We start from the raw sequence: 18,972 nt of genomic DNA, 5'->3' as shown, positions 1-18,972 counted from the left end.
CGTCACGGAGGTTGCTCTTGCCAGCATTACGCAAGCACCCGCAAACGGCCACCAAGCACCTCTTCGTCACGGGCGGCGTCGTGTCCTCGCTCGGCAAGGGGCTCACCGCGTCGAGCCTGGGCCAGTTGCTCACCGCGCGCGGCCTGCGGGTGACGATGCAGAAGCTGGACCCGTACCTCAACGTCGACCCCGGCACCATGAACCCGTTCCAGCACGGCGAGGTGTTCGTCACCGAGGACGGCGCCGAAACCGACCTCGACGTCGGCCACTACGAGCGTTTCCTGGACCGCAACCTGTCCGGGTCGGCGAACGTCACGACGGGCCAGGTGTATTCGCAGGTGATCGCCAAGGAACGTCGCGGCGAGTACCTCGGCGACACCGTGCAGGTCATCCCGCACATCACCGACGAGATCAAGAACCGCATCCTGGAGATGGCCGCCCCCGACGCCGACGGCGACCGTCCCGACGTCGTGATCACCGAGATCGGCGGCACGGTCGGCGACATCGAGTCGCTGCCGTTCCTGGAGGCCGCCCGGCAGGTGCGCCACGAGGTCGGCCGGGAGAACTGCTTCTTCCTGCACTGCTCGCTGGTGCCGTACATGGCGCCGTCGGGGGAGTTGAAGACCAAACCGACCCAGCATTCGGTGGCCGCGCTGCGCAGCATCGGTATCACGCCCGACGCGCTGATCCTGCGCTGCGACCGCGACGTGCCCGAACCGCTGAAGAACAAGATCGCGCTGATGTGCGACGTCGACGTCGACGGTGTCATCTCGACACCGGATGCACCGTCGATCTACGACATCCCGAAGGTGCTGCACCGCGAGGAACTCGACGCCTACGTCGTGCGGCGGCTGAACCTGCCGTTCCGTGACGTCGACTGGACGCAGTGGAACGACCTGCTGCGCCGGGTGCACGAGCCACGCGAGACGGTGCGGATCGCGTTGGTGGGCAAGTACATCGACCTATCCGACGCGTACCTCTCGGTCGCCGAGGCGTTGCGGGCCGGCGGGTTCGCCCACCACGCGAAGGTGGAGATGCGCTGGGTCGCCTCCGACGACTGCGAGACCGACGCCGGCGCGGCCGCGGCGCTGTCCGACGTGCACGGCGTGCTGATCCCCGGCGGGTTCGGCATCCGCGGTATCGAAGGCAAGATCGGCGCGATCCAGTACGCCCGCAAGCGGGCGCTGCCGGTACTCGGGCTGTGCCTGGGCCTGCAGTGCATCGTGATCGAGGCGGCCCGCTCGGTCGGCATCACCGGCGCCAACTCCGCGGAGTTCGACCCCAAGACCTCCGACCCGGTGATCTCCACGATGGCCGACCAGCGCGACGCGGTCGCCGGTGAGGCCGATCTCGGCGGCACCATGCGACTTGGTGCGTATCCCGCTGTGCTGCAGGAGGATTCGATCGTCGCGCGCGCGTACGAGGCGACGGAGGTATCCGAGCGGCACCGGCACCGCTACGAGGTCAACAACGCCTACCGGGACCGCATCGCCGAGAGCGGGCTGCGGTTCTCGGGGACCTCGCCGGACGGCCACCTCGTCGAGTTCGTCGAGTACGCGCCCGAGGTGCACCCGTTCATCGTCGGGACCCAGGCGCACCCCGAGCTGAAGAGCAGGCCCACCCGGCCGCACCCGCTGTTCGTCGCGTTCGTCGGCGCCGCGCTCGACTACAAGGCCGAGGAGCGCCTGCCCGGGATGGACATCGCCGGTGAGCGCTCGAACGGCGCGGAGCACGCCGACGAGGTCGGGGCCCTGCTGCAAGAGCCCGCGACCCGTGGCTGACCACGACTTCGAGACGGTCTCCTCCGAAACGCTCTACATCGGCAAGATTTTCGCGTTGCGCGCCGACGAGGTGCGCATGCCGGGCGGGCACACCGCGCGCCGCGAGGTCGTCGAGCACTACGGCGCGGTCGCCGTGGTCGCGATGGACGACGACCGCAACATCGCGTTGGTGTACCAGTACCGGCACCCGTTGGGGCGCCGCCTGTGGGAACTGCCCGCCGGGCTGCTCGACCTCGGCGGTGAACCACCGCATGTGACCGCCGCACGCGAACTCGAGGAGGAGGCCGGGCTGTCGGCCACCGACTGGAGCGTGCTCGTCGACCTCGACTCGGCGCCGGGCTTCAGCGACGAGAGCGTGCGGGTGTATCTGGCCACCGGCCTGACCGACGTCGGGCGGCCCGAGGCCACCGACGAGGAAGCCGACCTGACGCTCAAGTGGGTGTCGCTCGAGGAGGCCGTGCGCATGGTGTTGGCCGGCGACATCGTCAATTCCCTTGCCGTGGCGGGGATCCTGGCGGCCAACACCGTCGCCGACCCGTCCACGCTGCGGTCCGTCGACGCGCCGTGGACCGACCGGCCGACCGCGTTCGGTCGCCGCAAGGGGCATCCGTGACGACACTCATCTCCGCGCTCGACAACCAGGTGCAGGACTACGTCAACCACCTGACCATCGAACGCGGCGCGGCGGCCAACACGTTGAGTTCCTACCGGCGCGATCTGCGGCGCTACACCGAGTTCCTGCGGGCCCGCGGCATCGACGATCTGACCAAGGTCACCGAGGCCGACGTCAGCGAGTTCCTGGTCGCGCTGCGCCGCGGCGACCCCGACACCGGCACCGCGCCGCTGTCGGCGGTGTCCGCGGCCCGGGCGGTGATCGCGGTGCGCGGGCTGCACAAGTTCGCCGCGGCCGAGGGACTCATCGAGCTCGACGTCGCCTCCGCGGTCAAGCCGCCGACACCCGGCCGTCGGCTGCCGAAGAGCCTGTCCATCGACGAGGTGGTCGCGCTGCTCGAGGGTGCCGGCGGAGACAGCGACGCCGACAGCCCGCTGACGCTGCGCAACCGCGCACTGCTCGAACTGCTCTACTCGACGGGCGCCCGGATCTCCGAGGCCGTCGGGCTCGACCTCGACGACGTCGACACCCATGCGCGCTCGGTGCTGCTGCGCGGTAAGGGCGGCAAGCACCGCCTGGTGCCGGTGGGCCGTCCGGCGATCAGCGCGTTGGACACCTACCTGGTGCGGGGGCGGCCCGAGTTGGCGCGTCGCGGCCGCGGCACGCCGGCGATCTTCCTCAACGCGCGGGGCGGGCGGCTGTCGCGGCAGAGCGCCTGGCAGGTGCTGCAGGACGCCGCCGAGCGGGCCGGCGTGACCGCTGCGGTGTCTCCGCACGTGCTGCGGCACTCGTTCGCCACGCATCTGCTCGACGGCGGCGCCGACGTGCGCGTCGTGCAGGAACTGCTCGGCCACGCGTCGGTGACCACCACGCAGATCTACACGATGGTGACCGTCAACGCCTTGCGCGAGGTGTGGGCCGGCGCCCATCCGCGGGCGCGCTAGTCACAGCTCAGCCCCGGTACCGCGACTCGAGCACCAGGTCGGCCAGCAGCGTCTGGTACTCGACGTGAGTCTTGTGCTCGACGGTGTCGAACAGCTTGCCCTGCTGCTCGCGCATGTACTGCCGATACTTCGGGGCGCCGGGGACCTTGACGTTGTCCGCGACGACGATCGACCCGTCATGCAGCCACCCGCGGTCGAGGATGCTCTGCAGGTCGGACAAGTAGGCGTTCTTGTCGTGGTCGATGAACAGCAGGTCAAGCGAGCCGCGGGTGAAGCCGTGCTCATCGGCCAGCGCAGCGAGCGTGCGGCCGCCGTCACCCAGCGTGCCGACCACGCAGGTGACGCGATCCCCGACGCCGGCGTGTGACCAGATGCGGCGGGCCACGTCGGCGTTGGCCGCGGCGAACTCGACGGAGTACACCCGCGCCGACGGGGCGGCGCGGGCGATGCGCAGGGCGCCGTAGCCGCAATAGGTGCCCAGTTCGAGCACGCGGGCCGGATCGGCGCGGCTGACCGCGGCGTCGAGCAGCGCGCCCTTCTCGTCGCCGACGTTCATCAGCATCGACCGCTCGTAGGCAAACTCGTCGATGGTCGCCAGCACGTCGTCGATGTCGCCGCGGCGGGCGTTGGCCTCCACGTACGCCGCGCATGCCGCCTCGCGGCCGTCGCCGATCTGGCCCGTCTTGAGGAAGCCCGGCATGGCCCACGCCAGGCGCCAGATCGACCAGCGCAGGAACGGCATCCGTCGCCTCAGGCCCATGGCGTCAGCCTAAGCCGCGTCGCTCGGCAATCGGGTCCGAAGTTGCCCGCGGGTCTGGCTGACCTGGCAGGCGTGTCCCGTTAAACTTGCCCGGATGTCCGCCATGTCCATGAACCGCCTGACCAGCGACGGTCGGATATGAGCGACGACGCAGCAGCGGTGGAGTTGGGCCTGACCGGCCGCCCACCGCGGGACATTCCCGAGCCGCGACCCAAGACCGAGCACGGGCCGGCCAAGGTCATCGCGATGTGCAACCAGAAGGGTGGCGTCGGCAAGACCACGTCGACCATCAACCTGGGTGCCAGCCTCGCCGAGTACGGCCGCCGGGTGCTGCTGGTCGACCTCGATCCCCAGGGCGCGCTGTCGGCGGGGCTGGGCGTACCGCACTACGAGCTCGAGCACACCGTGCACAACCTGCTGGTCGAACCGCGGGTGTCCATCGACGACGTGCTGATCAACACGCGGGTCAAGAACCTCGACCTGGTGCCCAGCAACATCGACCTGTCGGCCGCCGAGATCCAGTTGGTCAACGAGGTCGGCCGCGAACAGTCGCTGGCGCGGGCGCTGTATCCGGTACTCGACCGGTACGACTACGTGCTGATCGACTGCCAGCCGTCGCTCGGGCTGCTCACCGTCAACGGCCTCGCCTGCAGCGACGGGGTGATCATCCCCACCGAATGCGAGTTCTTCTCGCTGCGCGGCCTGGCGCTGCTCACCGACACCGTCGACAAGGTGCACGACCGGCTGAACCCGAAACTGTCGATCAGCGGCATCCTGATCACCCGCTACGACCCGCGCACCGTCAACTCCCGCGAGGTGATGGCCCGCGTGCTGGAGCGGTTCGGCGACCTGGTGTTCGACACCGTCATCACCCGCACCGTGCGGTTCCCCGAGACCAGTGTCGCGGGTGAGCCGATCACCACGTGGGCGCCGAAATCCGGTGGTGCACAAGCCTATCGCTCGCTGGCCCGTGAGGTCATCGACCGGTTCGGCGCGTGAATGCCGCGGTGACGGATCCGGAGGCCACGCAGGCGGCGACGTCCGAGTCCGAAGAGCAGTCAGGTTTCCAGGTCCGGCTGGCCAACTTCGAGGGCCCGTTCGACCTGCTGCTGCAGCTGATCTTCGCGCACCGCCTCGACGTCACCGAGGTGGCGCTGCACCAGGTCACCGACGACTTCATCGCCTACACCAAGACGATCGGCCGCCAACTCGAACTCGAGGAGACCACGGCGTTCCTCGTCATCGCGGCCACGCTGCTGGACCTGAAGGCCGCGCGCCTGCTGCCGGCCGGCGAGGTGCACGACGACGAGGACCTCGCGCTGCTCGAGGTTCGCGACCTGCTGTTCGCCCGGCTGCTGCAGTACCGGGCGTTCAAGCACGTCGCCGAGATGTTCGCCGAACTGGAGGCCGCGGCGCTGCGCAGCTACCCGCGGTCGGTCGCGCTCGAGGAGCGCTACCAGGAACTGCTGCCCGAGGTGATGATCGGCGTGGACGCCGAGGCGTTCGCGCAGATCGCGGCCGCCGCGTTCACGCCGCGGCCGGTCCCGACGGTGGGCACCGAGCATCTGCACCACGTCGCTGTGTCGGTGCCCGAGCAGGTCGGTAATCTGATGGCACTGCTGGAGAGCCGCGGAATCGGCCAGTGGGCCTCGTTCCGGGACCTGGTGGCCGACTGCCAGGCCCCGATCGAGATCGTCGGGCGGTTCCTGGCGCTGCTCGAGCTCTTCCGCGCCCGGGCAGTAGCGTTCGAACAACCGGAACCGCTTGGAGTGCTGCAGATTTCGTGGACCGGTGAGCGTCCGACGCATCAGCAGCTGGCGGTGGAAGAAGATCAATATGGATGACGACAACCTCGGGGACGTCGCGACCGCACCGGACCTCGGGATCGAGGCCACCGAGGCGCCCGAACTCGACGACGACGAACTCGGCGCGGCGCTCGAAGCGCTGCTGCTGGTCGTCGACACACCGGCACCGGTCGAACAGCTCGCGTCGGCGACCGATCAGCCGCCGTACCGCGTCGCGGCCAAACTGCAGCTGATGGCGCAGGAGTACGCCGACCGCGACAGCGGCATCGACCTGCGCGAGGCCGGCGGCGGCTGGCGCATGTACACGCGGGCGCGCTACGCGCCGTACGTGGAGCGGCTGCTACTCGACGGGGCGCGGACCAAACTCACCCGCGCCGCGCTCGAGACGCTGGCCGTGATCGCCTACCGCCAACCGGTGACCCGAGCGCGGGTCAGCGCGGTGCGCGGCGTCAACGTCGACGCGGTGATCCGCACGCTGGTGGCCCGCGGACTGATCACCGAAGCCGGCACCGACCCCGACTCCGGTGCGGTGACGTTCGCCACCACCGAGCTGTTCCTGGAGCGGCTCGGATTGACGTCGCTGGCCGATCTGCCCGACATCGCGCCGCTGCTGCCGGACGTCGACGTGATCGACGACCTGAGCGAATCCCTCGACGACGACCCGCGATTCGTCAAGTTGAGCGGCGGCGCGCCGGCACCCGCCCAGCCGGCGTCCTTCGACGTGGACACCGATCCGCATGACTGAGGGTGAAGGCGTCCGGCTGCAGAAAGTGTTGTCGCAGGCCGGGATTGCGTCGCGACGGGTGGCGGAGAAGATGATCCGGGACGGCCGGGTCGAGGTCGACGACCGCGTCGTGACCGAACTCGGCACCCGCGTCGATCCCGACGTCTCGGTGATCCGGGTGGACGGCGCGCGGGTGAAGGTCGACGACACGCTGGTGCACCTGGCGATCAACAAGCCCAAGGGGATGCACTCCACGATGTCCGACGACCGCGGCAGGCCGTGCGTCGGTGACCTCGTCGAGCACCGGGTGCGGGGCAACAAGAAGCTGTTCCACGTCGGCCGGCTCGACGCCGACACCGAGGGACTGATGCTGTTGACCAACGACGGCGAACTCGCGCACCGGTTGATGCACCCGTCGTACGAGGTGCCGAAAACGTATGTGGCGACGGTGGTCGGCACCGTGCCCCGTGGGCTGGGCCGCCAACTGCGCGACGGTGTCGAACTCGAGGACGGACCGGCGAGCGTCGACGACTTCGCGGTGGTCGACAAGGTGCCGGGCAAGACGCTGGTGCGGGTGACCCTGCACGAGGGCCGCAAGCGCATCGTGCGGCGGATGCTGGCCGCGGTCGGTTTCCCGGTGCAGGAGCTGGTGCGCACCGACATCGGCACGGTGTCGCTGGGTGAGCAGCGGCCGGGCAGCATCCGGGTGCTGACCCAGAAGGAGCTCGGCGAGCTGTACAAGGCGGTGGGGTTGTGACCTCACTGGTGGTGGCGATCGACGGGCCGGCCGGCACCGGAAAGTCCACGGTGTCACGGGGTTTGGCGCGTGCGCTGGGAGCGCGGTATCTGGACACCGGCGCCATGTACCGCATCGTCACGCTGGCCGTGCTGCGCGCGGGCGCCGACCTGGCCGACGCGCAGGCCGTCGCCGCCGTGGCGCAAGGCGCCGAGCTGGCGGTCGGCTACGACCCCGACGAGGACCGCTCTTACCTTGACGGACAAGACGTTTCGGCCGAGATCCGCGGCGACGCGGTGACCAAGGCGGTGTCGGCGGTGTCGGCGGTGCCCGCGGTGCGCACGCGACTGGTCGACCTGCAGCGGGCGCTGGCCGGTGGGCAGGACAGCGTCGTCGTCGAGGGCCGCGACATCGGCACCGTGGTGCTGCCCGACGCGGACGTGAAGATCTTCTTGACCGCGTCGGCCGAGGAACGGGCCCGGCGCCGCAACAGCCAGAACGTCGCGGCCGGCCTGCCCGACGACTACGAGTCCGTGCTCGCCGACGTGCAGCGACGCGACCACCTGGACTCCACCCGGGCGGTGTCGCCGCTGCGCCCCGCCGACGACGCGGTGGTGGTCGACACCAGCGCGATGACGCAGACAGAGGTGATCGAGCACTTGAAGCAGCTCGTACGGGAACGCGCGGGGGCGCAGCGATGAGCGAGGACGGCACCTGGGTCGACGAGAGCGACTGGGAGATCAGCGCCGACGACATCGCCGAGGCCGTCGACGAGGCGTCGGCCGCGCCGCCGGTGGTGGCCGTCGTGGGGCGGCCCAACGTCGGCAAATCGACGCTGGTCAACCGGATCCTGGGGCGCCGGGAGGCGGTCGTGCAGGACGTGCCCGGCGTGACGCGGGACCGGGTGTCCTACGACGCGCTGTGGTCGGGTCGGCGATTCGTGCTGCAGGACACCGGAGGCTGGGAGCCCGACGCCAAGGGTCTGCAGCAACTGGTGGCCGAGCAGGCGTCGGTGGCGATGCGCACCGCCGACGCGATCATCTTCGTCGTCGACTCGGTCGTCGGCGCCACTGCCGCCGACGAGGCTGCGGCCAAACTGCTGCAGCGGTCCGGCAAGCCGGTGTTCCTGGCCGCCAACAAGGTCGACTCCGAGCGCGGCGAGGCCGACGCGGCCGCGTTGTGGTCACTCGGGTTGGGGGAGCCGCACCCGATCAGCGCGATGCACGGGCGCGGGGTGGCCGACCTGCTCGACACCGTGATCGAGGCGCTGCCGGCGATGTCGGAGCTGGGCTCCGGCGGCGGCGGGCCGCGCCGGGTCGCGTTGGTCGGCAAGCCGAACGTCGGCAAGAGTTCGCTGCTCAACCGGCTCTCCGGGGACGAGCGGTCGGTCGTGCACGACGTCGCGGGCACGACGGTCGACCCGGTCGACTCGCTGATCGAGATGGACGGCAAGCTGTGGCGGTTCGTCGACACCGCCGGGTTGCGGCGCAAGGTCGGCCAGGCCAGCGGGCACGAGTTCTACGCGTCGGTGCGCACCCACGGCGCGATCGACGCCGCCGAGGTCGCGATCGTGCTGATCGACGCGTCGCAGCCGCTGACCGAGCAGGACCAGCGGGTGCTGACGATGGTGGTCGAGGCGGGCCGGGCGCTGGTGCTGGCGTTCAACAAGTGGGACCTGGTCGACGAGGACCGCCGTTACCTGCTGGAGCGCGAGATCGACCGCGAGCTGGTCCAGTTGCAGTGGGCGCCGCGGGTCAACATCTCCGCCAAGACCGGGCGCGCGGTGCAGCGTCTGGTGCCTGCGCTGGAGAAGTCGTTGGCGTCATGGGACACCCGGGTGCCGACGGGCCGGCTGAACACGTTCTTCAAGGAAGTCATCGCGGCCAACCCGCCGCCGGTGCGCGGCGGGAAACAGCCGCGGGTGCTGTTCGCCACCCAGGCCACCGCGCGGCCGCCGACCTTCGTGCTGTTCACCACCGGGTTCCTCGAGGCCGGGTACCGCCGGTTCCTGGAGCGACGGCTGCGCGAGACGTTCGGCTTCGAGGGCAGCCCGATCCGGATCAACGTGCGGGTGCGCGAGAAGCGCTTCGCCAAGAAGGGCCGGTAGCCGCTCAGCGTCGGTCCAGCGGACGCGACTAGCCTGGCGCCAGTGCCCGTCGTCGACCTGGTTCTGATCGCGCTGGCCGGCGTCGGGGCAGGCGCCATCAACGCGCTCGTCGGCTCCGGCACCTTGATCACGTTCCCCACGCTGGTGACGCTCGGCTTCCCGCCGGTCACCGCGACGATGTCGAACGCGATCGGCCTGGTGGCCGGCGGCGTCTCCGGCACCTGGGGTTATCGCCGCGAACTGCGCGGCCAGTGGAACCGCCTGGCCTGGCAGATCCCGGCGTCGTTCCTCGGCGCGGGCGTCGGCGCATGGCTGCTGCTGCACCTGCCGGAGAAGGTGTTCGAGCAGGTGGTGCCAGCCCTGCTGATCGCCGCGCTGATCCTGGTGGTGGTCGGCCCGCGCATCCAGGCCTACGCGCGGCGCCGGGCCGAGGCGGCCGGCCAGTCCGCGCAGGACGTGTCGCGGCTGCGGATGGCCGCGGTGGTGTTTGCGACGTTCGCGGTCGGCATCTACGGCGGCTATTTCACTGCGGCACAGGGGATTCTGCTGATCGCCGCGATGGGTGCGCTGCTGCCCGAGGACATGCAGCGGATGAACGCGGCCAAGAACCTGCTGTCGCTGGTCGTCAACATCGTGGCCGCGGTCGCCTACGTCGTGGTGGCGTTCGACCGGATCAGCTGGCTGGCGGCCGGGCTGATCGCGGCGGGCTCGCTGATCGGGGGTTTCCTCGGCGCGCACTACGGGCGACGGATGTCGCCGGCGGTGCTGCGGGCCGTGATCGTCGTCGTGGGGCTCATCGGGCTGTGGCGATTGGTGACACTCTGAGCGCCTTGGGTAATGTGGAGCCGTTCGCATGATTCGAAGAGAGGACCGCCCGGTGGCTGCACGTCGCTTCCGCACCGCGCCGTCGGCCCTCTGCGCGCTGGAGCCGTTCTGGCCGTCGCGCCGGATCATCGCCTTCGACGAATGGTGTCGGGCGCGCATCTGATCGCGCGCCCCCTGTCCGTCCGGTCGCCGTTGCCGCGGTGACCATTCTCGAAAGCAGCCGAACCTGTGCGTTCGCTTCTGATCTTCACGCTCGTCGGTGTCGGAGCCCAGCTGGTCGACGGCGCCCTGGGGATGGCGTTCGGTGTCACCGCGTCGACGCTGCTGGTGCTGAGCGGACTGGGCGCGGCGCAGGCGAGTGCGGCGGTGCACCTGGCCGAGGTCGGCACGACGTTGGCCTCGGGGCTCTCGCACTGGCGGTTCAAGAACATCGACTGGTCGATCGTGCTGAAGCTGGGGCTGCCCGGCTCGATCGGGGCGTTCGCCGGCGCGACGGTGCTGTCGTCGCTGTCGACCGAGCACGCGGCGCCGCTGATGGCGGCCATCCTCGTCGCGATCGGCGTCTACGTCCTGCTGCGGTTCTCGTTGCGCAATCCGCCGGTGCTGCGGCACGGTGAGACCCCGCACTCGGCGAAGTTCCTGAGCCCGCTCGGGTTGTTCGGCGGGTTCATCGACGCCTCCGGTGGCGGCGGTTGGGGCCCGGTCACGACGAGCACGCTGCTGTCGCGCGGCAAGACCGCGCCGCGCACGGTGATCGGATCGGTCAGCGCATCGGAGTTCCTGGTGGCCGCGTCCGCGTCGATCGGTTTCGGCGTCGGGCTGCGCGAGGAGTTCGTGCAGAACCTGCCGGTGGTCCTCGGATTGGCCGTGGGCGGGGTGATCGCGGCGCCGTTCGCGGCGTGGCTGGTCAGCCGGATCCGGCCGGCACTGCTGGGCACCGCGGTCGGCGGCGTGATCGTGCTCACCAACAGCCAGAAGCTGGTGCACTACTTCGGTATTCACTGGCCGTGGTCGACAGCGGTGTACACGCTGATCGTGCTCGGTTGGGCGGCGGCGCTGTACGTGGCGTGGCGGTACCGCCGGGTCGTGGAGCCCGCCGCGACGGCGGCCGACGCCGAGCCGGTCGCTGCCGTCGGCCGCTAGCGGCGTTCAGAACGAGCGGCGCGCCTTCTCCTGCGCGAGCACGGCGTCGATGTCGCCGAGACGCTCCATCAGCGAGACGGTGCGCTGCGTGCGCCGGTTGCGCGACAACCGGTCCTGGTGGCGGTGCACGAAATTCCAGTAGCCGGCGGTGAACGGGCACGCGTCGTCGCCGAGCCGTTTGGTGGGGTCGTAGGCGCAGGCACCGCAGTGGTCGCTCATCCGGTTGATGTAGGCGCCGCCTGCGGCGTACGGCTTGGTGGCGAGCTTGCCGCCGTCGGCATGCTGGCTCATGCCGATGACGTTGGTGGGCATGACCCAGCGGAACCCGTCGACGTAGGCGGTGGCGAACCATTCGGTCAGCTGGCGCGGTGAGTAGCCGCGCTGCAGGGCGTGGTTGCCGAGCACCATGAGCCGCTGGATGTGGTGCGTCCAGCCGCGGTCGCGGACGCCCATCAGGGCGTGCCGCAGGCATTCGGCGGTGACGGAGTCGGCGTCGAGATCGGCCCACCACCGCGGCAGTTCGGTACGCGCGTCCAGTTCGTTGTTGCGGGTGTAGTCCGGGCCGAAATGCCAGTACAGGTGCCACATGTACTCGCGCCAGCCGAGGATCTGCCGGACGAAACCCTCGACCGCGGCCAGCGGTGCCGCCCCGGTGCGGTAGGCCTGTTCGGCGGCGTGGACTGCATCCAGTGGGTGCAGCACGCCGAGGTTGAGCGGAACCGACAGCAGCGAGTGCGACATCGCCCAGTCCTGGCCCATCATCGCGTCCTCGTAGCGGCCGAAGGTGGGCAGGCGGTGGTCGATGAAGCGCTTGAGGGCGCGGCGAGCCTCGCTCGGGGTGACCGCGAACAGTCGGGGCCCGTCGGCGCCGACGGTGTCGATGTCCATCCGGTCGAGGTCGCGGCGGACCTGCTCGTCGATGTCGTCCTCGCGCGGCTGATAGGGCTTGGGCACGCCAAGGGTGGCCTGCTTCTTCGGCGGCGACTCGCGGTTGTCCTCGTCGTAGTTCCAGCGGCGCCCGACCGGGTCGACGCCGTCCATCAGGACGTCGAAGCGGCGGCGCTGCTCGCGGTAGAAGTCCTCCATGCGGAACCGGGTGCGGTCACCCGCCCACTCTTCAAAGTCCCTGCGGGGCAATGCGAATGTGGGGGTAGGCAGTACGTCGGCGACCAGGCCGACCTTCTGCAGACGCTCGACGAACTTCTCGGCGGCATGCGAGGTCGGCTGGTGCACCAGGACCGGCCGGCCGAAGTGTTCCAGCGCTTCGGTGTAGGTGTCGGCCTTGAGCAGGGTGGCCCGGTCGCCGAGGTCGCGGTGCGCGTGCCGCAGCGCCGAGAGGACCAGGTGCAGCTTCTGGCGGTGGTAGCGACGCTTGCGCAGCGCGGCGTCGGACTCGATGAGCAGCACCTCGCGGTGCGCGTGCTCACCGCCGTGGACGGCAGGGCCGAGTTGGTCGGCGAACAGCCAGAGCGGGGTGTCGTCGTTGACGGTGGCGGTCACGGCGGGGGAGTACCCCGTGCGGCGGTTGGGATCGCGCGGGTGGGCTGGGGTAGCATTTCCACGCTGCCGGGCGATCCTCGGCAGCGCGCGGGCTGTGGCGCAGCTTGGTAGCGCACTTGACTGGGGGTCAAGTGGTCGCAGGTTCAAATCCTGTCAGCCCGACAGCAGGTCAGAGGCACTTTCCGAGAGATTGGATCGTGCCTTTTCCATTGCGTACCGCCTTTGCATACCGCCTTCACAGTCCGAGCGCATCGCCGAGCCCTTTCACCGCAGCCCGCGCGGCGTCATCGCTGGTGTGCCCGTACAGATCGCCGGTGATGTTGATCGACGCGTGCCCGAGCAGGTCGGCCGCGGCTTTGATGTGTACGCCGGATTCCAGCCAGCCGACGGCTGCCGAATGTCGCAGCGTGTGCGCGCCGACGTTCTCGATCCCAGCCTTGCCCGCTGCAATCTCAACGGTGCGCAGTAGGTTGCGCGGGTCGAGCCAGCCGCCGACCTCCGTCGCGAACACGGCGCCGGTGTCAGTCCACTGATCGCCGGCGTGCAGCCGCTCGGCGATCTGCGTCTTGCGGTGCTTCTTCAACTCGGTGATGAGCCCGGTCGTCAACGGGATGCGTCGCCGCGACCGATCGGTCTTCGGCGCGGTCCACTCCAACGCGCCGGCGACGCGCACGACGATGCCGGCCACGGTCAACTCACCCTTGGTCAGGTCGACGTCGGACCAGCGCAGCCCGGCGACTTCACCGCGGCGCATCCCGGTCGCCGCCATCAAGAGCACCGCGAGCCGGTAGCGAAGCCCATCGAGTTGGTTCAGGAGCCGGCGCACGTCTTCGGTGGACAGGTACCGCGCTTCCTTCGGCGCCACGGCGGGACGCTTCACCTTGGCCGTCGGATTGTTCGCGAGCAAGCCGTCGCGGACAGCGATGTCCAGCGCGGCCCGCAGCACCGTGTACACCTGTCGAACCGTGCTGTCGGACAGCCCTTTACCGCGCAGGCGCAATACGAGCGCTTCGACGTGCGTCGGCCGGATCTGGTCGAGCCGCCGGGTGGCGAGTTCGGTGTCGCCCTCCAAGTGCTTGCGGCACAAATTGGCGTAGAGCTCCTGGGTGGTCGCCTTCCGGGATGACGCCGGCAACGCCGTCGTCCGCCAGGACGCGAGCCACAGCCCGATCGTCTGCCTGTCGTCGCGCGGGGGAGCGCCCTCGGCGATCCGCTTGCGGGCATCGTTGAGCTTGCCGCGTGCCTCGGCGCGAGTCTTGCCATAGACGCTGAGCCGTTTTCGCTCCCCGTCGGCCGCGGTGTACCTGGTCGACGCCTCCCAGAGCCCATTGGATCGCTGCCGGTATGAACCCTCGCCATCAGCCCGGCGTGTTCCCATATCCGTCCCCTATGAGGTCAAGTGGTCGCACCCGCAGGGTAGCCGGAGGCGTACGCGCGTGTCTTCACGGACGCGCACGAAATCGGCGGGTACAGTCGCGGCTACCGAACTCCGAACGCTAATCAAAGGCTTACAGGCGACACGCCCGCTACACAGGCGGGATTCGACCGGCGCATTACCCTCCGGGAACTCCGGGCCGGCGAGATCGTAGGAGCTGAGACGAACGGCGCACGCCCCGCACTGGGGTCCACCCGCTGAGTCCCGCACCGGGACTTGCTGAACCGGCAGCCGAGCACGGACATGACCCAGATGGTCTTGTCTGTTGCTCGGCGTTCCCGTTTCAGAAGGGGATCCCCTGTGCTTGAGAATGCGAGCGCCACACCCACTCAGCGCAAATTGGCCACCATTCCGGACGTCTGCGGACAACTCAGCGTCGGCCGCAGCACCGTGTATGGGCTGATCGACGACGGCACCTTGCGCCGCGTGAAAATCGGTGCGAGAACATTGATTCCGCAAGCTGACGTCGACGCCTTCGTCGCTGGTCTGCTCGACGGCGGTGTGGCGTGAACCGGCCACCCGATCAGCCCGCTATTCACGTCGCGGCGAATGCGTCGCGTCCCGGTCTGGTCGTGCTCGCGGTCGGGAGCGGAATCGGGAATCCGTACAGCGTCACGCCTGAGTTCGCGATCGAACTTGCCGACCAGCTGGCTGCCGCCGCGGGGGCGGCACGCATCGCAGCGCTGCCGGTTGATGGACGCCCGTAGTTTCGATGGGTCCGCGCTCGTCGACTGGAAGCGCTCCGTATGCCTCTGCGACGTCGGTCTGGCCGGCTACCTCCTCGCGGTCGCCGTCGACACAGACGGTCGGGACGTGCTCCTGGTCGTCAATGACGAACTCTTCGACACCGACCGCAGCCGGTACCGACTCGATGTGCCCGAGCACGAGAAGACGGGGCCGCTGCCGCGGCGGTACGCCAAGGGTGTTTGGGGCGGCAAGCCGGAGCCGGTAGACCCTAACCAGGCCATCGTCATCATGCGCGAGAACGGCAAGGCGTACGCCGACATCGCGCACCGGCTGAACTACTCGTATTTGGAGTGGCGCAGGCCTGGCGGCAAGTTGTGGTCTCGGCAGTTGGTTCGGGCGCGGTATCTGCGCGCCAAGAAATCGGGTGCGCGATGAGATCGCCCGAGTTCCTCATGGTGCTGCCCGCCGACGTCGGCCGCGTCGGTGTGCTCGGCGCCGCCATTCTGGCACTGGTCCGATACGTGAACGGGCTGCCCGGTGAAACGAACGGCCGCAAGACGGTAGACGGCGAGATGTGGTGGCGCGCATCGCAGGACGACATCGGCCAAGCGCTCGGCGGCGTGCATCGCGATTCGATCCGTCGAGCACTGGTCAAGCTGCAAGGCGCGGGCGAGCTGCTGGCAAGGACGCCGGTGGACTCGTTCTACGGCGACCGGGCGCAAGCGTATCGAGTCCCTGACGTGCCATTACGCGGAATGCAACAAGGCTCTGACGTGCCATTACGCGAAAATGCCGAATCCATTGCGCGGAATGCAGCAAGCAGGTGCGGCGAAACACAACAAGCAGGTGCGGCGAAACACAACATTCTTCCTATATCTGGAGAACTAAGTGAAGAAGTGGGGGAGAAGGCCGAGCCGGCTGCGGACGAACCGCTCGACGTCGAACCCGTCCCCGACCCAGACGACGACCCACCCCCGCGAAATCTCCCCGCACAGTCAACCGACCCCGCTGGCGCGTGGGTCGACGCCGAACTCGTCGACGACGACCCCGACCCCGACCCCGGGCCGCAGCGCTATTGCGACGCACACATGCCCGAGGGCACTGACGCGTCGTGTGGCGCGTGCGGCCGGCGCCGAAAGATCCGCGACGAATGGCAGCAGCGACAACAGGCGCGCTTCCTCATGACGGCCTTCTCGAAGACAGCCGAGCCGACAACGCCAGTGCGCCGAGAACCCCTGCCAAAGCCCGAACCGCCGGCGTGGGTTCCCGGACCCGACGGCCGGCCACGCTGCCGGCGTCACGGCCATCTGCCGACCGCACCCCCTGCTTGCACCCGATGCCACGACGCCGCGATCGCAGCCGGGACGTCAGCATGAGCCGCCGTCGCGTCATCGAAAAGGCCGCACGCGAGGAACGAGCGTCCGCGATCCGCCGGTGCCGCCGCTGCGACCCATGCGGCTGGCTGCTCGGCCCGGACCGCACACCGATCGACCCGGCCGTCCGCTGCACCCACAGGACGCCGACCTCCCCGGCGGTCAGAGACATCACGGTCCCCATCCACGAACCCGACCTGTATTACCAACCCCCGCACAGCCCAACCGATCCCGAGGACTGATCACGATGCCCGACAAGCACGCCATGAGCGCACTTCTGGAGTACGGCAGTGAGGCGCCGACGACTGCATCCATCCCACCGGCGTACCTCGGCCGGATCGACTGGCCGTGTGCAACGTGTGGCGTCGCGGCGGGCGAGTTCTGTCTCGCTGTCGACGACCGCATTCTCGGCCCGCGCCGGCGACGTGTGCCGTGCGTGCGACGCCGGCCACCGAGCCAGCTCCAGCTAGATCTTGAGATCCGGCGAACCTATCGTTGCGGCCGACCCACATTGGCCGGCCCGCCGTGCCGGGTCCGGGTACGCGCCGAAGGCCATATCTGCGAATGGCATCGCAGACAAGCGCAGCGACAGCAGGCCGAGCAATGAGCTTGCGCGCCGTGCTGGTCTGCCACCGCTACCCGCCGAATAACGCCGAGTGGACGCACTGGGAGACCATCGAGCAAGCGCGCTCTGCCGCAGCCGAACTCACGCCATGCGGCCCGCTGTGCATCGGCGTGCACAGCGTCGTGGCCGTCGACATCGCCGCCCCGCCCCGCGCGGACCGCTCACACGGCCCACGCAGCCGGAAAACACGCGCACCCGCCCCGGCCGCCGCGGCGGACTCATGAGCGAAACCGGTCTACTGCGCGCAGAAGGTGTCGTGGTGTTGAGCGGACCGGCGCTGCGCGCCGCGCTCGAATGCGCACTGATCGCAGTCAAACACCGCAAATGGGGCGGAGTTCCATATCAGAAATACGAGGCTCTGGCCTGCGAACTTGCCGCGGCGATGGCCGTAGCCGGTCACTCGGACGTCCGTTCATCTGCGATCAGCAAGGCTGTCGCCGTGGAACAACCCACCGTGCCAGCCGACGAAGTCGCTGCCCGCCTTCACATTTCGGACAGGCAGGCCCGCCGACTCGCCCCGCGACTAGGAGGCCGAAAGATCGCTGGCCGCTGGTTCGTCGACGAGACAGCGTTACGCGAACACATCGAAGGAAGGCTATGAACAGAGACGAAATCGCGCGGTTGGTCGCCAGCATGACCGACGACGAGATCGAGTTGCTCCGCGACGTACTCGCCGAAACCGAGGACGCCGAACCGGAAGACGTCGACCCGCACCGCACAGCCAATCGACAGTTCGTCAAATCACTGCTGGGCCGCGATGACTAGCGCGCGCGACGGGCTGACCATCGTCGAACGGGCCGTCCGAAATGTCGACCGGGCAGACGTCGAACGCCGGCGCCGGGACGAAGCTGCGCGCGCAACGACCGAACGCATCGCGCAGTTGCGACACATCGTGTTCCGCAATGCTGCACGCGGCCGAGGCGATATCGACATCGCAGACGAGTCCGCCGCAGCCCGATACCTCATCTGCGCCAGCCAGTCGGCAGACGGGTTCGCTGTCCTCGCGATTCTGCAAATCGCCATCGACCACCGATGGAGCGACGTCGTTCAGGCCGGCATCCGCCACTTCGGCGAACACCCGGTAGCAGCCCGCATACAGGAACTCTGGAACCTCACCACAGGCCGCACCGCGGCCTAACTCACCGAAAGGAAACGCGCACAATGTCTCTCACACAACTCAAGTCCCAGATCGAAGATCTGCGCGCACAGGGCGCGAGCATCCAGAAGCGATCGAGCCAAACCAAAGACAGCATCGCGAACGACCGCAACCTGTCCGAACAGGGCCGACAGGCCAAGCTCGACGCCGAACGTGACCGGACCCGCGAGCAGCTCCGCGACCTCAAGCGCAAAGAAACCGAGCTCATCAACACCAAGAAGCAGACGCTAGAGCGGAAGCTATTCGGGCTGCCGAGCGTGACGAGCAGCGATCCCGCACAGGTTCTGCTCTACCGAGATTCGCAGGACCGAGCAGCGCGCCTCGCGCGAAGCGACGAGGCAGAGCAGGTGTTCGCAGCAGCCCTGCGCTCCGACGACAAGACCCTCGCCGCCGCGGTCCTCGCGCGAGCACTCGAAGCCGGCTGGCCCAGCATCATCAACGCGTACATCAGCGAGAACCCCAGCGCCGGCGAAGACCTCAAGGATCTCCGCGACCTTGCCGAACTCCAACAGCGGTCCTTCGACCGCACCCTCACCTACCTATGGGGAGCATGACCGCCTCGCGGCCGGCGCACCGGGAAGCGCACACCGCGCACGCCAGCCGCGAGGCCCACCACGACGAGGACCATGACGTGACCGCCAGCGACACCGAGCAGACCAGGGGGAGGTACCCCCAGGGAGCCCCCACGCCGCACTTCGCAGCACAGGCGGCTCTCCCCCTGCCCAGAAATTTTTTTTACAAGTAGGAAGGCCGATCTG

Annotated in this window: 24 protein-coding genes and 1 tRNA gene; 22 read left to right on the top strand and 3 right to left on the bottom strand. The window is 69.0% G+C overall.

Features of this window, described 5'->3' with window-relative positions:
- Nucleotides 1-17: 17 nt before the first annotated feature.
- From BLW81_RS20975 to xerD, 3 genes are read left to right on the top strand one after another with little or no spacing between them, the layout of a single operon-like run.
- Nucleotides 18-1,781, top strand: a complete 1,764-nt coding sequence (locus BLW81_RS20975; RefSeq protein ID WP_083408841.1) for a CTP synthase — start codon at nucleotides 18-20, stop codon at nucleotides 1,779-1,781.
- Nucleotides 1,774-2,394, top strand: coding sequence for an NUDIX domain-containing protein (locus BLW81_RS20970; RefSeq protein ID WP_083408840.1), 621 nt, complete (start codon nucleotides 1,774-1,776; stop codon nucleotides 2,392-2,394). The genes BLW81_RS20975 and BLW81_RS20970 overlap by 8 nt, the downstream gene beginning before the upstream one ends.
- A complete protein-coding gene (gene xerD / locus BLW81_RS20965; protein WP_083408839.1) occupies nucleotides 2,391-3,338 on the top strand; it encodes a site-specific tyrosine recombinase XerD in 948 nt (315 codons plus the stop codon). The genes BLW81_RS20970 and xerD overlap by 4 nt, the downstream gene beginning before the upstream one ends.
- A 7-nt stretch (nucleotides 3,339-3,345) precedes the next feature.
- Here the strand turns inward: xerD and BLW81_RS20960 are convergent, their stop codons facing one another.
- Nucleotides 3,346-4,098 (bottom strand): O-methyltransferase, encoded by a 753-nt coding sequence (locus BLW81_RS20960; RefSeq protein ID WP_083408838.1) that lies wholly within the window; start codon nucleotides 4,096-4,098, stop codon nucleotides 3,346-3,348.
- Between the two features lie 138 nt (nucleotides 4,099-4,236).
- On the opposite strand from BLW81_RS20960, the gene BLW81_RS20955 reads away from it, so the two are divergent.
- The 8 genes from BLW81_RS20955 (at nucleotide 4,237) to BLW81_RS20920 (ending at nucleotide 11,438) form a co-directional block, all read left to right on the top strand.
- Nucleotides 4,237-5,097 (top strand): ParA family protein, encoded by an 861-nt coding sequence (locus BLW81_RS20955; protein WP_083408837.1) that lies wholly within the window; start codon nucleotides 4,237-4,239, stop codon nucleotides 5,095-5,097.
- Nucleotides 5,098-5,105: 8 nt separating this feature from the next.
- The gene (locus BLW81_RS20950) at nucleotides 5,106-5,942 is read left to right on the top strand and encodes a segregation/condensation protein A (protein ID WP_083410708.1); all 837 of its coding nucleotides are present in this window, start codon (nucleotides 5,106-5,108) and stop codon (nucleotides 5,940-5,942) included.
- Nucleotides 5,935-6,648: an SMC-Scp complex subunit ScpB gene (gene scpB, locus BLW81_RS20945; protein WP_083408836.1), complete on the top strand. Its 714-nt coding sequence runs from the start codon at nucleotides 5,935-5,937 to the stop codon at nucleotides 6,646-6,648. The genes BLW81_RS20950 and scpB overlap by 8 nt, the downstream gene beginning before the upstream one ends.
- Nucleotides 6,641-7,384, top strand: a complete 744-nt coding sequence (locus BLW81_RS20940; protein WP_083408835.1) for a pseudouridine synthase — start codon at nucleotides 6,641-6,643, stop codon at nucleotides 7,382-7,384. The genes scpB and BLW81_RS20940 overlap by 8 nt, the downstream gene beginning before the upstream one ends.
- A complete protein-coding gene (gene cmk / locus BLW81_RS20935; protein ID WP_083408834.1) occupies nucleotides 7,381-8,064 on the top strand; it encodes a (d)CMP kinase in 684 nt (227 codons plus the stop codon). Before BLW81_RS20940 ends, cmk begins: the two co-directional genes overlap by 4 nt.
- Nucleotides 8,061-9,470, top strand: coding sequence for a ribosome biogenesis GTPase Der (gene der, locus BLW81_RS20930; RefSeq protein ID WP_083408833.1), 1,410 nt, complete (start codon nucleotides 8,061-8,063; stop codon nucleotides 9,468-9,470). Before cmk ends, der begins: the two co-directional genes overlap by 4 nt.
- A gap of 42 nt (nucleotides 9,471-9,512) precedes the next feature.
- Nucleotides 9,513-10,295: a sulfite exporter TauE/SafE family protein gene (locus tag BLW81_RS20925; protein ID WP_083408832.1), complete on the top strand. Its 783-nt coding sequence runs from the start codon at nucleotides 9,513-9,515 to the stop codon at nucleotides 10,293-10,295.
- Nucleotides 10,296-10,523: 228 nt separating this feature from the next.
- On the top strand, nucleotides 10,524-11,438 hold the full coding sequence (locus BLW81_RS20920) for a sulfite exporter TauE/SafE family protein (RefSeq protein ID WP_083408831.1): 915 nt from the start codon (nucleotides 10,524-10,526) through the stop codon (nucleotides 11,436-11,438).
- A gap of 6 nt (nucleotides 11,439-11,444) precedes the next feature.
- Here BLW81_RS20920 and BLW81_RS20915 read toward each other — a convergent pair whose 3' ends face one another.
- Nucleotides 11,445-12,938, bottom strand: a complete 1,494-nt coding sequence (locus BLW81_RS20915) for a cryptochrome/photolyase family protein (RefSeq protein ID WP_157897775.1) — start codon at nucleotides 12,936-12,938, stop codon at nucleotides 11,445-11,447.
- A gap of 88 nt (nucleotides 12,939-13,026) precedes the next feature.
- Between BLW81_RS20915 and BLW81_RS20910 the strand changes: the two genes are divergently transcribed.
- Nucleotides 13,027-13,100: transfer RNA gene (locus tag BLW81_RS20910), tRNA-Pro, on the top strand.
- Between the two features lie 73 nt (nucleotides 13,101-13,173).
- Here BLW81_RS20910 and BLW81_RS20905 read toward each other — a convergent pair.
- Complete coding sequence (locus BLW81_RS20905; protein ID WP_083408829.1) at nucleotides 13,174-14,316, bottom strand: tyrosine-type recombinase/integrase; 1,143 nt, start codon at nucleotides 14,314-14,316, stop codon at nucleotides 13,174-13,176.
- Nucleotides 14,317-14,673: 357 nt separating this feature from the next.
- Between BLW81_RS20905 and BLW81_RS20900 the strand changes: the two genes are divergently transcribed.
- The 10 genes from BLW81_RS20900 to BLW81_RS20870 all read left to right on the top strand — a co-directional run bounded on the left by BLW81_RS20900 (nucleotide 14,674) and on the right by BLW81_RS20870 (nucleotide 18,768).
- Nucleotides 14,674-14,883, top strand: coding sequence for a helix-turn-helix transcriptional regulator (locus tag BLW81_RS20900; protein WP_197680332.1), 210 nt, complete (start codon nucleotides 14,674-14,676; stop codon nucleotides 14,881-14,883).
- Nucleotides 14,880-15,080, top strand: coding sequence for a hypothetical protein (locus BLW81_RS20895; protein WP_083408827.1), 201 nt, complete (start codon nucleotides 14,880-14,882; stop codon nucleotides 15,078-15,080). The genes BLW81_RS20900 and BLW81_RS20895 overlap by 4 nt, the downstream gene beginning before the upstream one ends.
- Entirely contained in the window at nucleotides 15,067-15,495 is a 429-nt protein-coding gene (locus tag BLW81_RS20890) for a hypothetical protein (protein WP_083408826.1), read from the top strand. The genes BLW81_RS20895 and BLW81_RS20890 overlap by 14 nt, the downstream gene beginning before the upstream one ends.
- On the top strand, nucleotides 15,492-16,436 hold the full coding sequence (locus BLW81_RS29465) for a hypothetical protein (protein WP_157897774.1): 945 nt from the start codon (nucleotides 15,492-15,494) through the stop codon (nucleotides 16,434-16,436). Before BLW81_RS20890 ends, BLW81_RS29465 begins: the two co-directional genes overlap by 4 nt.
- The gene (locus tag BLW81_RS20885; protein WP_083408825.1) at nucleotides 16,433-16,675 is read left to right on the top strand and encodes a hypothetical protein; all 243 of its coding nucleotides are present in this window, start codon (nucleotides 16,433-16,435) and stop codon (nucleotides 16,673-16,675) included. The genes BLW81_RS29465 and BLW81_RS20885 overlap by 4 nt, the downstream gene beginning before the upstream one ends.
- 361 nt (nucleotides 16,676-17,036) lie before the next feature.
- Nucleotides 17,037-17,282 carry a hypothetical protein gene (locus BLW81_RS20880; RefSeq protein ID WP_083408824.1) on the top strand — a complete coding sequence of 82 codons (246 nt, stop codon included), beginning with the start codon at nucleotides 17,037-17,039 and terminating at the stop codon, nucleotides 17,280-17,282.
- Nucleotides 17,279-17,659, top strand: coding sequence for a hypothetical protein (locus BLW81_RS29460; protein WP_157897773.1), 381 nt, complete (start codon nucleotides 17,279-17,281; stop codon nucleotides 17,657-17,659). The genes BLW81_RS20880 and BLW81_RS29460 overlap by 4 nt, the downstream gene beginning before the upstream one ends.
- On the top strand, nucleotides 17,656-17,823 hold the full coding sequence (locus tag BLW81_RS29455; RefSeq protein ID WP_157897772.1) for a hypothetical protein: 168 nt from the start codon (nucleotides 17,656-17,658) through the stop codon (nucleotides 17,821-17,823). Before BLW81_RS29460 ends, BLW81_RS29455 begins: the two co-directional genes overlap by 4 nt.
- A complete protein-coding gene (locus BLW81_RS20875) occupies nucleotides 17,816-18,196 on the top strand; it encodes a hypothetical protein (RefSeq protein WP_083408823.1) in 381 nt (126 codons plus the stop codon). The genes BLW81_RS29455 and BLW81_RS20875 overlap by 8 nt, the downstream gene beginning before the upstream one ends.
- A 23-nt stretch (nucleotides 18,197-18,219) precedes the next feature.
- Nucleotides 18,220-18,768: a hypothetical protein gene (locus BLW81_RS20870; protein ID WP_083408822.1), complete on the top strand. Its 549-nt coding sequence runs from the start codon at nucleotides 18,220-18,222 to the stop codon at nucleotides 18,766-18,768.
- Nucleotides 18,769-18,972 lie beyond the last annotated feature (204 nt).

The sequence above is a fragment of the Mycolicibacterium rutilum genome (assembly GCF_900108565.1).
In the GTDB taxonomy this organism is placed as follows: domain Bacteria; phylum Actinomycetota; class Actinomycetes; order Mycobacteriales; family Mycobacteriaceae; genus Mycobacterium; species Mycobacterium rutilum.
Note: the sequence above shows the minus strand (reverse complement) of the source record. Positions and strands in the feature narration are given on the sequence as shown.